The organism is Thermomonospora cellulosilytica (assembly GCF_014138835.1).
Lineage (GTDB): Bacteria > Actinomycetota > Actinomycetes > Streptosporangiales > Streptosporangiaceae > Thermomonospora > Thermomonospora amylolytica.
In genome coordinates this window covers 3,897,803-3,911,525 of the sequence record NZ_JACJII010000001.1, presented here as the reverse complement: position 1 = coordinate 3,911,525, position 13,723 = coordinate 3,897,803, and the positions used below count along the sequence as shown (strand labels likewise).

9 protein-coding genes are annotated in these 13,723 nt (G+C 74.4%); 3 read left to right on the top strand and 6 right to left on the bottom strand.

The genetic code is table 11. The annotated features are described in order from the left end of the window. Positions 1–125: 125 nt before the first annotated feature. On the top strand, positions 126–1,496 hold the full coding sequence (locus HNR21_RS18355) for an alpha/beta hydrolase domain-containing protein (protein ID WP_220500204.1): 1,371 nt from the start codon (positions 126–128) through the stop codon (positions 1,494–1,496). 147 nt (positions 1,497–1,643) lie between these two features. Here the strand turns inward: HNR21_RS18355 and HNR21_RS18350 are convergent, their stop codons facing one another. The 5 genes from HNR21_RS18350 to HNR21_RS18330 all read right to left on the bottom strand — a co-directional run bounded on the left by HNR21_RS18350 (position 1,644) and on the right by HNR21_RS18330 (position 8,464). After that, entirely contained in the window at positions 1,644–2,624 is a 981-nt protein-coding gene (locus tag HNR21_RS18350) for a hypothetical protein (protein ID WP_119732153.1), read from the bottom strand. Continuing rightward, positions 2,621–5,068 (bottom strand): AAA family ATPase, encoded by a 2,448-nt coding sequence (locus HNR21_RS18345; RefSeq protein WP_182706142.1) that lies wholly within the window; start codon positions 5,066–5,068, stop codon positions 2,621–2,623. The genes HNR21_RS18350 and HNR21_RS18345 overlap by 4 nt, the downstream gene beginning before the upstream one ends. After that, positions 5,068–6,240 carry an exonuclease SbcCD subunit D gene (locus HNR21_RS18340; protein WP_182706141.1) on the bottom strand — a complete coding sequence of 391 codons (1,173 nt, stop codon included), beginning with the start codon at positions 6,238–6,240 and terminating at the stop codon, positions 5,068–5,070. The genes HNR21_RS18345 and HNR21_RS18340 overlap by 1 nt, the downstream gene beginning before the upstream one ends. 15 nt (positions 6,241–6,255) lie before the next feature. Further along, complete coding sequence (locus HNR21_RS18335) at positions 6,256–8,046, bottom strand: ATP-binding protein (protein WP_182706140.1); 1,791 nt, start codon at positions 8,044–8,046, stop codon at positions 6,256–6,258. Between the two features lie 82 nt (positions 8,047–8,128). Further along, positions 8,129–8,464: a hypothetical protein gene (locus HNR21_RS18330; protein WP_182706139.1), complete on the bottom strand. Its 336-nt coding sequence runs from the start codon at positions 8,462–8,464 to the stop codon at positions 8,129–8,131. Positions 8,465–8,549: 85 nt separating this feature from the next. Between HNR21_RS18330 and HNR21_RS18325 the strand changes: the two genes are divergently transcribed. Continuing rightward, a complete protein-coding gene (locus HNR21_RS18325) occupies positions 8,550–10,541 on the top strand; it encodes a serine/threonine-protein kinase (protein WP_182706138.1) in 1,992 nt (663 codons plus the stop codon). Further along, positions 10,541–12,658: a serine/threonine-protein kinase gene (locus HNR21_RS18320; protein ID WP_220500203.1), complete on the top strand. Its 2,118-nt coding sequence runs from the start codon at positions 10,541–10,543 to the stop codon at positions 12,656–12,658. The genes HNR21_RS18325 and HNR21_RS18320 overlap by 1 nt, the downstream gene beginning before the upstream one ends. A 22-nt stretch (positions 12,659–12,680) precedes the next feature. On the opposite strand, the gene HNR21_RS18315 is transcribed toward HNR21_RS18320, so the two are convergent. Further along, positions 12,681–13,466 carry an MmpS family transport accessory protein gene (locus HNR21_RS18315; protein ID WP_182706136.1) on the bottom strand — a complete coding sequence of 262 codons (786 nt, stop codon included), beginning with the start codon at positions 13,464–13,466 and terminating at the stop codon, positions 12,681–12,683. Positions 13,467–13,723: the final 257 nt, after the last annotated feature.

The window sequence follows — 13,723 nt, the reverse complement described above, 5'->3', positions numbered from 1 at the left end:
CCCTCCGGAGCGGTGAGCCGTTCCGGCATCGGACCACCTCGCCGGTGCCGGAACGGCCCGCCGGACGGGACGGGCGGGGTTCCGGCGGCCCGCCGTGTCCGGTCACCTCGAAGGGAACCCGTCTCATGCCACGATTGCTCCGCCTGTCCGCGTTCCTGCCGGTGGTGGTCGCCGCCGGTCTCCTGGCCGCGCCGTCGCCCGCCACCGCCGAGCCCGTGCCCGTCGACGTCCCGGCGGTGCAGGGCCCGATCCCCGGGACGGTCCCGGGCGACCCCAAGGCCCCCGAGGTGGGCGACACCTACCCGTGGATGTCCACCGACGTCGACCTGGCCTCCGCCGGGTACGTCGAGCAGGAGTTCTACGTCTCCGGCAAGGCCGACGCCTACAGCCTGACCGGCGAGCAGATCGCCGCGGACGTGCCGTACCGGACCCGGATGATCGTCCGCAGGCCCGCCAATCCGCTGAAGTTCAACGGCACCGTGCTGGCCGAATGGCAGAACGTCAGCGCCGGCTACGACATCGACGCGCTGTGGAACCACGAGCAGCTCATGCGCGAGGGCTACGCCTGGGTGGGCATCTCGGCGCAGCGCGTCGGCGTCAACCATCTGCGGACCTGGAGCCCCGCCCGGTACGGGCAGCTCGACGTGACCGGCGGCGGCCAGTTCAACGCCGACGAACTGTCGTACGACATCTACGCGCAGGCCGCCAAGGCGCTGCGCGCCACCTCCGGTGTGCGCCCGCTGGGCCTGCTCAAGCCCCGCACCCTGCTGGGGATCGGCGCCTCCCAGTCCTCGGTGCGGATGACCGTCTACTACGACCGGATCCTGCCCAAGACCGAGGCGGTCTTCGACGGGTACGGCCACATCGTCGGCACCGCCCCCTCACGGAAGGGCGCCGAGCCGGTCTTCCACGTGCAGTCCGAGACCGACGTCCGCACCCCGACCCGCCGTCCCGACGACGACAGGTACCGCCGCTGGGAGGTCGCCGGCACCGCCCACTCGGGCTGGAACGGCCAGGCGTACCGCAAGTCGATCCTGGACCGCGACCTCGGCGCCGCCCCCACCTACAACTGTGCCCGGCCACCGTTCAGCCGAGCCCCGCTGCACCACGTCCTCGCCGCCGCGTACGGTCACCTGACCAAGTGGGTCCAGTACGGGGTGCAGCCGCCGTCCGCCCAGCCGCTGGAGTTCAACGCCGACGGCACCATAGCCCGCGACGAGCACGGACTGGCCCGCGGCGGCATCCGCCTCTCCCAGGTCGAGGTCCCCACCGCCCTGAACGACGGCATCAACTCCGGCGAGACGTTCTGCGTCCTGTTCGGCACCCACATCCCGTTCGACGAGGCCAAGCTCGACGCCCTCTACCCCTCGCACACCCGCTACGTCGCCTCGGTGGCCGCCGCCGACACCCGCAACGTCCGCAGCGGCTACCTGCTGTCCGGCGACGCCCGCCAGAACCTCCTGGACGCCTCCCGCTCCGACATCGGCAAGGACTGACATCCCGCCGGTCTGGGAGGACGACCCCAGAGTCCCGGAAGAAGGGACAGGCGATCCTCACTCCGCTGCGGTCCTCTGTCCCTCCGACGGCAAGCCCCAGGTCCACCGGGCCTGGGGCTTGTCCCTGCCCGCGCTGGGCGGGTCCGGTCAGGGGGTGAGGGCGGTGGCTTGGCGGAGGGCCCGGTAGAGGAGGCGGGCGTCGCCCAGGCGGTGGCGGAGGAGGCGTTCCAGGCCGCCGATGGGGACGAGGTTCTGGGGGGCGCGGGGGTCCTTGTAGTCGACGCCGGCCAGGGCGGGCAGGACGGTGGCGGTGAGGTCGGCCAGGGCGACGACCTCGGCGGGGGTGAGCTCGGCGCCCGCCTCACAGCGGGCGATGCCGGACCAGGGGGCGGTGGAACGGGTGGGCAGGCGCAGGTACCAGGAGTGGCGGGGCCAGCCGCTGCCCATGAGGAAGACGGGGGTGCGCTGGCCCGGGCGGAGTTCGGCCATGACGCCGGCCTGCCTGCCGGACAGGTAGGCGGTGTGGTGGGTCTTGACGTAGCCGACGGTGCGGGGCAGTTGGCTGCGGCCGCGGAGAGGGCCGTCGATGATGAGGAGGTCGTCGCCGGCGTCGTGCGAGCGGTGGCGGGTGGCCAGCGTGACCTCCAGGTCGCCGAGGTCGCGCTGGAGGGCGAGGGAGAGTTGTTCGGCGCTGGCGCCGGCGGCGGAGCGGACGGTGTACTCCCCGGCCCAGGTGTGCAGGTCCGCGGCGTGCTGGGACGGGGTGAACAGGGAACGGCGGACGCCGACGTCGACGAGTTCGGCGGGACGGCCGGTGGGGCCGCAACGGACCACCCCGGCGGCGTAGGAGGCGGCGATGCCGGGGGCGGGCATGGCGCCGCCGGGGTCGCTCACCCAGACCCGGGCCTCGATGCGGCGGACGCCGTCGGCGATCAGCACCGCGCTCGGCAGCGCGACGGCGGCGGGCGTGACCGGGCTCCAGCGGGCCGCCGGGACCTCCACGTCGAGATTGATCTCGGCGGTGGTGGCGTCCATCTCGGTGAGGGCGCCGGCGGTGACCGAGGTGGCGTACCCCGGATCCCACGGGTCGATGGTGATCGGGGCGGGCGGCGCTGGGGCGATGGTCATGTCGTCTTCTTCTCCACGTGCGATCCGGCGGAGTCGCGGGTGATCTCGTACCGCACCGGCACCCGTTCGGCCAGCGCGGGAACGTGCGTGACGATGCCGACCATCCGGTCGCCGGTGGCCGACAGGCGTTCCAGCGTGGTGGCGACGGTGTCCAGGGTGGCCGGGTCCAGCGTGCCGAACCCCTCGTCCAGGAAGATCGAGTCCAGGCTGCGGGCGGCCCCGGCGGCGAGCCCGGCGACCTGGTCCGACAACGCCAGCGCCAGCGCCAGCGACGCCTGGAACGTCTCCCCGCCGGACAGGGTGCGCACGTTGCGACGCATCCCGCCCTCGGCGTAGTCGATCACCTCGATGGTGTTGCGGGCGTCCAGCACCAGCTCGAACTGCCCGTCCGACAGCTCCCGCAGCGTCTGCGAGGCCGCGGCCACCAGCAGCCCCAGGGCCTCCCCGCACAGCCAGCTCTCGAAGTTGTTGGCCCGCAGCCGCAGCGCCAGCTCGTGCGCGACCTCGGCCTCCTCGCGGTGGACGCGGATCTGCTCGCGCAACCGTTCGGCCCGCCGGCGCTGGTCGCGGACGCGTTCCAGGTCGCCCTCGGCGCGGGTGCAGGCGGTGGCGGCGGCCCGGACGATCGCGTCGGGGTCGGGCGGGTGGGGAACGGGGACGCCCTTGTCCGCCAGCAGGGCGCACAGGGCGTCGCGTGCGGCGTCCCGTTCGCGGCGCGCACCGTCGAGGTGCCGTTCCAGGTCGTCGGCCGCCTGGCGGCGGCGTCCGCGTTCGCCGTGGCACCAGGTCAGCAGCGCGGTCCACGCGGCGTGCAGGTCGTCGCGGTCCAGCGGCGGGGCGCCCAGCGGAACGAGGGTGTCCCGTACGGCGTCCAGCTCGCGCAGCGCCCGGGCCGCCTCCTGCCGGAGCCGGGTCTGGTGCCGTTCGGCGTCGGCGGCGGCCGTGCGCGCCGCGCGGGCGGCCTGCCGCGCCTGCCGGAGCCCGTGCTCGGCCTCCTCGATGGCGGTCAGGGTCCGCCGCAGCTCGGCCGCGTCGGGGTGGACCTGGATCTGCTCCTCGCGGACCGCGAGCTGGGCCTGCAGGTTGGACAGCGACTGCTCGGCCTTGAGCAGCCGGGTCTCGGTCTCACGGTGCCGCCGGCGGGTCCGCTCCTCCTCGGCCCGGCAGTCCGCGACGTGACGTTCGGCCTGGTCGAAGGCGGCGGGCGCGGGGTGCGACGGCGGCTCGGCCACCGGGTGCCGGCACACCGGGCAGGGCTCGCCGACCTCCAGGCGCCGGGCCAGGTCGGCGGCGGCGTGCTGGTCGCGGGTCCGCTGGAGGTCCCGCTCGGCCTGCTCGCGGCGGGCGGTCGCCTCGTCCAGCTCCCTGCGGGCGCGTTCCTCGTCGGCGCGGGCGGCGTCCAGGCCGGTGCGGGTGGTGGCGATCTCCGAGGTGAGACGGCCGTGCTCGGTGTGGGCGCGCAGGGCCAGGGTCAGCGCGGCCTTGTCGCCGAGCGCCGACAGCTCCTCCTCGGCCTTCAGCTCCTCGGCCTCGCGGCGGGTCGCCTCCCCGGCCAGCCGCCCGGCCTCCTCGGCGGCGGCGCGCAGGTCGTCGGCGAGGGTCGGAACGTAGGGCGGCATGGCCACCGCGCCCAGCGCCTCGAGCGCGCCCCGGGCCTCCCGCAGCGCGGTCTCCAGCTCGGTGACCCGCCCGTCCAGGCCCCGGAGCGCGCCGATCTGGGCGTGCACCCGGTCGGCGAGGTCCTTCAGCTCCTCGACCCGGCGTACGGCGGCCCGCTCGGCGGCCTCGTCGGCGTCGGCGAGGGAGGCCAGCTGCCCCTCGGCGGCCTGCACCGCGGCGCGGGCCTGCTTCTCCTCGTCGGCGGCGCGCTGTTTGACCGCGTCGAAGACCTCGGCGTCCAGCAGCTGGATCAGCAGTTCCTGCCGCTTGCTCGGCATCGCGTGCAGGAAGTCGGCGAACCTGCCCTGCGGCAGGATCACACACTGGGTGAAGTACCGGTACTCCAGCCCGGTGAGCCGCTGGGTCTCCGCGGTGACGTGCTCGCCCTCGGCCAGGTTCCGCACCACGGCTCCGAGCAGCTCGGTGATGCCCAGCGCGGGATCGACGGCCGGGTCCAGCTCGTCCAGCCTGGCCTCGCGCGTGGTGACCGTCCCCCGGCCGCCGCGGACCAGCGAACGGACGATCCCGTACCGGCGGCCGCCCGACTCGAAGACCAGCCCGACCTTCCCGGAGGTGGCCGACGGGGCCAGCGCCAGGCCGGTCTTCTTCTCGTCGCCCCAGCGCGGCACCGTGCCGTAGAGGGCGAAGCAGATCGCGTCGATCACCGTGCTCTTGCCCGCGCCGGTCGGCCCGACCAGCACGAAGTAGTCCACGTCGTGGAAGTCCACCGAGGTCGGCGCCCGGAAGCTGCCGAAGTTCTCCAGGTGGAGCCGCAGCGGCCGCATCAGCCCTCCCCTCCCCCGGCCTCGGTGATCTCGTCGTACAGGCGGTCGAACAACGCGACGACCCGTTCGTCGGAACGGCCGCTCTGGGCGAGGTAGTCGCGGAAGAGGTCCCGGGGCGTGCGGGGCGCGCCCTCGGCGGTGGTGGCGCGGCGGGTGGCCGTGGTGGGGCGGAAGTCCTCGTCGATGTCCACGGTCAGGGCGTTCGGCAGGATCTCCCGCACCCGGTCGGCCAGCCCGGCGCGGGGCTTCTCGGCGACCACGACCCGCAGCCAGGCGTCGCCGAACTCCTCGGCGCGGGCCGCCAGCTCGTCCAGCGACCCCCGGACCGTCCGCAGCTCCCGGGCGCCGCCGAAGGCGACCTCGCGGACCTGGGCGGGGCGGCCGGGCTCGACGGTGACCAGCAGCGCGCCGGGGGTGTTGGCCTCCTCGCCGAAGTCGACCGCGATGGGGGCGCCGCTGTACCAGATCGGGCAGGGGCCGGGCATCTGCTGGCGGCGGTGCAGGTGGCCGAGCGCGGCGTACTGGGTGGTCGGCGGGAACGCGGTCGCCTCGAAGTAGTAGGAGAAGATCGTCTGCGCCTCGCGTTCGCCGCCGCCCATCTTCCCGCCGGGCAGGGTGCCGTGCGCGGCGACCAGGTTGACCGTGTCGTCGCCGAACCCGGCGGTCAGCGCCCGCGCCAGGTGCGCGAAGCGGTCGGCGTAGCTGCGGTTGTGCTGGTCGGGGGTGTCCGACAGCGCCTCGACCGCACGGACCACGTACCGGTGGGACAGGAACGGCATCGCCGCCAGCCGCACGTCCTCGCCCGCCCGGGTCGTCCACGACACCACCCCGCCGTCGGCCGGGCGGCGGAAGCGCCCGACCACGTGCACGCCGAGCGTGCCGAGCACCGGCCGGTACACGTCCAGCAGGCGGGGGTCGTCGTGGTTGCCGGCCAGCACCACCACCTCGCGGCCGCCCTCCCGCAGCGCCATCAGCGTCTGCATCACCAGCGCCTGCGACGGCGGCGTGGGGGCGGCGGTGTCGAACACGTCACCGGCGACGATCACCGCGTCGACGTCCTCGGCGCGGGCCAGTTCCACCAGCTCGCGCAGGACGGCGGCGTGCTCGTCGGCCCGCGACCGGCCCCGGAGCACCTTGCCGACATGCCAGTCGGCGGTGTGCAGGAACTTCATGTCGGCTCATCCACCTCAGAACGGGACCTCGTCGTCATCGTCGAGCCCGGCGAACGGGTCGGCGGCGCCCTCCGCCCCGGCGGCCGGCGCGGCCCCCTGGAACGAGGAGTCGGACTCGGCCGGGCGGGTCGCCCAGGCGGGGAACGGGAACTCCACCGCCAGCGGCACCGGGATCTCCGGCTGGCCGACGAACATGGTGCCGGGCCTGGCGATCGTCGCGCGGGCCCGCGCCGCCGGGGGCAGCCAGCCGTACTCGGCGCGGGAGGCCTCGGCGGCGTCCAGCCGGCCCGCCACCCGCACCGCGCAGTTGGCCACGATCCGCCGCTCGACCTCCGAGGCGGTCTGCTGGGCGCCGATCAGGATCACCCCGAGGGAGCGGCCCCGTTCGGCCACGTCCAGCAGGATCTCCTTGATCGGCGAGCCGCCCTCGCGGGGGGCGTACTTGTTCAGCTCGTCCAGCACCACGAACAGCAGGGGCCGGGCGCTGCCGGTGCTCTCCTTGCGGCCGAACTCGCCGCGCAGCACCACGCCGACCACGAACCGCTGCGCCCGTTCCGGCAGGTTGTGCAGGTCGACGATGGTGACCTGGGCGTCGGAGGTGGTGATGGAACGATCCTTGCGCGGCGGCAGGTCGCCCCGCACGATCGTCTCCAGCGGCCGCACCGAGGACCGCAGCCGGCGCAGGAACGCGTTGATGGTGCCGATCCCCACCAGGCCGCCGCCGGCCCACTCGGCGCGGGTGTCCTCGTCGGTCAGCTCGGTCTCGATCAGGTCGACCAGGTCCTTGTAGGTGCGGCAGACCGTGCCGAGCCCGCCGTCGGGCTTGCGGATCCGCACCGCGCCGCCGTCCTCGGCCTCCTGGGCGTCGCGCCGCAGCCGGGCGGCGACCTGCCCGATCAGCAGCGTGTACTGGGCGCGTTCGTCCTCGGTGTCGGCGAAGACGTAGCGCAGCAGCTCCTCGCGGCAGAACTCGGTGAGCGTCCAGTAGAACGGCCCGACGCCCTGGGTGCGCGAGGAGACGTTCGGGACGCCGTTGGGGTCGCCGGGCCGGGGCGGGGCGAACACGTGCACGCTGCCGAACGGCCCGGCGGGCAGCCCGAGCTTGGCGTAGGCGGCGCGGGCCCGCTCGTCCAGCCGGTTGTTGGCGTGGTCGATGAACAGCAGGTCCTCGCCCTTGACGGAGAAGATCAGCGCCTTGGTGTTGGCGGCCTCCGCGCCCAGCGCCCCCGAGTTGAAGATCGAGTACAGCAGGAACGTGGCGAACGAGGTCTTGGTCGCCACGCCCGACACCCCGGAGATCGACACGTGCGCGCCGCGGGTGCCGTCGAGGAAGTCCAGGTTCAGATGGATCGGCTCGCCGTCGCGGCCCAGCCCCACCGGGATCCGGCGCTGCATCACGTCGAAGTACAGCGCCAGCTCCCGGTCCTCGTCACCGGCCCGGTAGGCGACCGTGCCCGGCAGCGGCGGCACGTACATCTCCGGGTCGACCCGGGTCACGGTGACCTCGGCGGCCTCCACCACCGCCGCCGGCAGCACCCCGTCGGCGATCAGGAACACGTCCGAGTCGTAGGCGGCGCCCTCGTGCCGCGCCTGGATGTCGGTCACCACCCCCGCGATCAGCACCGACCCGCCGTCGGGCAGCTCCCGCCGAGTGGCCACGACCTCGTCGAGCTGCACCACCTGTCCCGGCTCCAGCCCGACCCAGAACGACAGCGGCGTCGCCGACTGCGTGCCGAGCACCCGCCCTATGGCCTGCCCGGCGACGGCCTTCGACGCCGCCTCACCGTCCGTTGTCCGTGCCACCATGCAGGCGCTCCCACCCCATTGACCTCGCCAGCCACATATTGCCCGGAAGGTTAATCGCAGGGGCGGACACTTTCGCGGTGAATCAGAGCAGGTCCTCCTCGAAGGTTCGCATGTACTCCCGTTCCGGCCCCTCCAGCACGTCCCGGCGGATCCGCCGCAGCGGCTCGATGTCCTGCCCCGTCACCAGCCCCGTCGCGATGTGCAGTGCGTGGATCGCGTGCAGCTGCGCCTTCCGGCAGGACGTCGCCCGTTCCACGGCGGCCATCGTCGCCAGCACGCGCGCCAGAGTCCGCACCTCGAACGGGTCGTAGGAGCCGAGCCGGTCGGTCACCCGGTCGGCCGCGTTACCCCGCAGTCCCGGATCGAAGGACGTGATCTCCCTGATCAGCACGGCCAGTTCGCAGTCTCCGACCGCCATCCTCCGTCTTTCCTCCTTCCGAGATCACATGTGCGCGCGATGCGGATTTTGGCAGAGTTGTCCCCGCGAAAAAGGGAGGTGAGCGGTGCCCGCGGCCGATGCGCTCGAGCCGGAGGACCCGCGGCGGGTGGGTCCCCACACGCTGCTCGGCCGGCTCGGCGCCGGCGGGATGGGACGGGTCTATCTCGGCCGTTCCCCGGGCGGCAGCCTGGTCGCCGTCAAGGTCGTGCACGAGCGGTACGCGGCCGACGAGCGGTTCCGGGCGCGGTTCGCCCGTGAGGTGACCGCGGCACGGGCGGTGAGCGGGGCGTTCACCGCGCCGGTGGTGGACGCCGATCCCGGTGCCCCCACCCCCTGGCTGGCCACCGCCTACCTGCCCGGGGTGTCGCTGCAGGAGGCGGTGCGCGAGCACGGGCCGTGGCCGGCGCCCTCGGTGCTGGCGCTGGGGGCGGCGCTCGCCGAGGCGCTGCTGTCGATCCACCGGGCCGGGATCGTGCACCGGGACCTCAAGCCGTCGAACGTGATGCTGTCGGCCGACGGGCCGCGGGTCATCGACTTCGGGATCGCCCGGGCCGCCGACGCCGCCGCGATCACCCGGACCGGGGCGGTGCTGGGCACCCCCGGATACCTGCCGCCCGAGCAGGCGCTCGGCGCGGAGGTGGGGCCGGCCGGGGACGTGTTCGCGCTGGGCGCGGTGCTGGTGTTCACGGCGACCGGGAACGGGCCGTTCGGTGCGGGCCCGATGGTGGAGATGCTGCGCCGCGTGGTGCACGAGCCGCCCCGGCTGGACGGCGTCGCCGATCCCCGGCTGCGCGAGGTGGCCGCCGCGTGCCTGCGCAAGGATCCCGCCGCCCGGCCCACGCCCGCCGACCTGCTGCGGGAGCTGGGCGGCGGGGGCGTCCCCCGGCCGCCGGACGCGGTGCTGGCGCAGATCGAGCACCAGGCGGCACTGCCCCTCCCCGGCCGGGGGATACGGCGCCGGGCGCTGGTGGCCGGTGCCGTATCCGGAGTGCTGGCGGTGACCGCCGGAGCGGCCTGGGCCGTGGGGCGGTCGGGTTCCCGCCCGGATCCCGCCGCGTCCGCCGCCGGGCCGGCGCCGCCGTCGCCCATCGGGAGGCCGGGCAGGCTGCTGTGGCAGCACGACGCGGGCCGACCGCTCCGGGTGGCGCCCGCCGCGGTCTCCGGACGGGTGGTCGCCGGCGACGACGGCGGGCGGCTGCACGCGGTCAACGCCTCGGACGGGTCGGCGGCCTGGCGGTATCCGGCCTCGGACAGGCCCGTCACCGCGGTGGCGGCGGCCGGGAGCACGGTGGTCGCCGGATGCCAGGACGGCACCGTCCACGCGGTGGACGTCCGGTCGGGGCGCCGGATCTGGCGGCGCGAGCTCGGCAGGTCGACGTTCTCCGTCCTGGTGTCCGGACGGACGGTGTACGCGGCGGCCGGAACGGAGGGTCTCTCCGGCGTCGTGGTCGCGCTGTCGCTCACCGACGGGACGCCGCGGTGGCGGCATGAGACGACGACGGCCGTGTCGGGGCCGTTCGGGGTGGCGGGCGGGCTGGTGGTCGTGCCCGACGAGACCCTGTACGCGCTCGACGCCAGGTCGGGCTCGGTGCGGTGGCGTTCCGACGTGGACCTGCCCGTCGGCGCGGCGGCGGCGGGCCCGTTCGTCTACTCCACCACCGAGGCGCCCGCGCTGCACGCGCGGGACCCGGCCACCGGCGAGCACCGGTGGGCGTACGAACCCGACGACGAGATCGTCGCACCGGTGACGCGGCACGGCTCGGCGGCGTACGCGGCCGACCGCACCGGGACCGTCTACGCGCTGGCGGACGACGGGCGGCGGCTGTGGCGCACCCAGCTCAGCGGCGAGGTGCACGGGGCCGTGGCCGGCGACGGCCGGCGCCTGTTCGCCGGGGCCGGAGACGGGCGGGTGTACGGCCTCGACCTCGCCGGCGGGTCGATCGTCTGGACGTATCAGACCCGTGCCGCCGTCACCGCGTCCCCGATCCCGGCCGGCCGCTCGTTGTTCGTCGCGAGCACGGACGGCTACCTGTACGCCCTCGACGCTGGAGCATGATGAGACCCCTGCTGCCCGACGACCCCGTGGCGTACGGCCCCCATGTCCTGCTGGCGCGGCTCGGCGCGGGCGGAACGGGCGTGGTGTACCTGGCGCGGTCGCCCGGCGGGCGGCTGGTCGCGGTCAAGGCGGTGCACTCCGAGCTGGCGGCCGACCCGGCGTTCCGGGAACGGTTCGCCCGGGAGCTGGCGGCGCTGCGGGCGGCGGGCGGGGCGTTCACCGCGTCGCTCGTCGACGCCGACCCCGACGCGTCCCGGCCGTGGCTGGCGACCGTCTACCTGCCCGGCGCCACCCTGGAGGAGGTGGTGCGGGCGACGGGGCCGCTGCCCGTTCCGGCCGTGAACGCGCTGGGCGCCGGGCTGGCGGAGGCGCTGGTGTCGATCCACCGGGCCGGGGTCGCGCACCGTGACGTCAAGCCGTCGAACGTGATGATCACCCCGTACGGTCCCCGGCTGATCGACCTGGGCATGGCCCGGCCGCCGGGCACGACGGAGCTGCCGGAGACGATGCCCGGGACGCCCGGCTACCTGCCGCCGGAGCAGGCCTCCGGAGGCGAGGGCGGGCCTGCGGGAGATGTGTTCTCGCTGGCGGCGGCGCTGGTGTTCGCGGCCACGGGGGCGGGGCCGTTCGATGCGGACACGGTGCCGGCGGTGCTGTACCGGGTGCTGCATGCGGCGCCCTCCCTGGACGGCGTGACCGATGCCCCGCTGCGGGCGTTCCTGGGCTCCTGCCTGAGCCGGGATCCGCAGGAACGGCCCACCGCGGCCCAGGTGATGGAGTTCTTCGCCGGGCGGGCAGGGGCCGGGCTGCCCTTCGCTGCGGCGGCCGTGGTCCACCAGGCGGCGGGCCGGGTGCCTCCGCCCGGAGCGCCACCGTGGCGCATGGCGCCGTCCGTCAAAAGGCGGCGGATGGTCAAAGGGCTGGTCATCGGCGGGGCGGTGGCGCTGGCCGGTGGGACGGCGGGGGCCGCGGGACTGCTCGTGTCGCGTGCGCCGGACAGCCCGGAGGAGTGGCGGCGCCGGTTGCCGGAGAACGCGTCCGAGGTGTTCCCGGCGGGGGCGATGGTGCTGGCGATGGGCTACGACCTGGGGTGCTACGCCCTGGACGGGCGGACCGGGAAACGGCGCTGGCACCGGTCCGATCTGTCGGTGTCGCCCAACCTGGGAGGGCTGCTGCTCGCCGGGGACGTTCCCGTGGGCTACGACTCCCGCGCGGTGTACGCCCTGAACCCCTCCACCGGCGAGGAACTGTGGCGGCACAGCGCGGAGTCGCGCTGGCATCCGCCCGCGTGCGACCGGAACATCGTCTGCATCCCCACCTCGGAAGGGGTGGGGGAAGGTCTCCTCATCGGCCGCGACGCACGGACGGGGGCGGAACGGTGGCGCAGGGCGGTGGGCACCCACGTCCGCGACACCGGTGTCGCCCTCGGAGGCGGAGTGGCGTACTTCAGCGCCGAGGGAGGCGCCCTGGAGGCGGTGGAGGCCGCCACCGGCCGGTCCCGCTGGCGGGTCGTCCTGGGCAGGGGAACGCTGTACCGGATGGACACGCCGGTCGTGGCGGGCGGCACCGTGTACGTGTTCGACAACGCGGGCGTCCTGCACGCGCGAGCGGCCGGGGACGGCGCCCGCAGATGGACGGCCGAGGTGGGCGGCGTCCCCGGGGATCTGGAGACCGAGCAGGTCATGGTGGTCGGCGACGCCGTCCACGCGATGACCACGGACGGCACGATCCGGTCGTTCGACGCCGCGACCGGGCGGGCGCGGTGGCGGCTGCCCACCGGTGTGCGGGCGCGCCGCCGGCTCGCCGGGCAGATGACGCCGGCGGGGGACGTGCTGCTGGTGATGGCGCACGAGACGCTGCTGGGGGTGGGCGCGGCGGACGGCCGGGTCCGCTGGCGGCAGGAGATCGGCATCCAGGAGTCGGCGCCGGTCCTGGCCGGCGGCCTGGCGCACCTGCGCACGCTGCACGGGATCCGGTCGTACGACCCCGCCGACGGACGCCCCGTGCGCCTGCTGGCCAGCAGCCGGTACTCCACCCCGAGCACCCTGCGCGCGCACCGGGACCTGGTGCTGTGCTCGGTCTATCCGGCCGACGTGGTCGCCCTGCGACCGCGCTAGAGGCATCGCGCCCGGGCCGTCCTCACCCCCGATAGTGGGCGAGGCAGCTGGTGAACCCCGGATTGGCCTGTTCGACGAGGACCCGGCCGCCCACGCTGACGCGGCAGCGGATCACTTGGAGGGTGTGGGTCATCTCGATCCCGCCCGTCAGGCTGAACGGTATGGTCTTGGCCTCCTGGGGGTCGAAGGGGAGCTCCAGGCGCCACGGCAGTTTCACCTTGGTGCGCTGAACGTACCGGTGGGCCTCGCTGTCCCAGTAGCCGATCTGCCTGGCCGTGCCCTTGCCGAGCAGTTCGTAGACGACGGTCGGGGTCTGCGCGGGGTCCTGCGTGCCGACGTTCGGCAGCCGTTCCAGGACCCGCTGCGCCAGGCCCGCGAGCGTGGTCTTGGGATCCTGCCCCTTGCGCTTGTCGTTCACGGTCATGGTGATGGAGACCAGCAGGCTCCCCCGGCGTGCCTGGATCTCGTACTCGACGAACTCCGAGCCGTCGATCCCCAGCGTCGCGTAGTCGAACCAGCTCGCGTCCGCTCCCCGCACCAGGTCGGCGACCAGGATCGTCTGCCGCCGGTCCGACAGCATCCGTTCCTTGTGCCGCCGCAGCGTCTGCTCGTATTCGAGTTCCGCCGTCTTGGCGCTCGGCCGCAGCGCCACCTGGAACGTGGAGCCCAGAATCCGCCGACACACCACCCGGTCGGGCTGGTCCGCGCTGATCTCCTTGGACTCGTAAGGCATCTGGGGGTGTCCGTACTGGGCATAGTCAGCCGACGTCAGCAGGTCGCACATGTCCTCGGTGACCTGCCCGTTCACCGGCTGCGGCCATCCCCCCGGCGGCGCCGTCACACGGTTGGCCGCCGTTTGTCCCCCACCGCCGCCGCCGTCATCACCGCCGTTGCACGCGGCCACCGACACCAGCATCGCCGCCGCAATTCCAACCGACCATCGACGCCGCATTATCCCGCTCCCTTACTTCCGGCACCCCGTCCGGCACGACGGTAACCGGACCATCCTCCGATATCAGCGGAATCGGCATCCAACCGGTCACATCCCGATCACGGCCCCCAAAA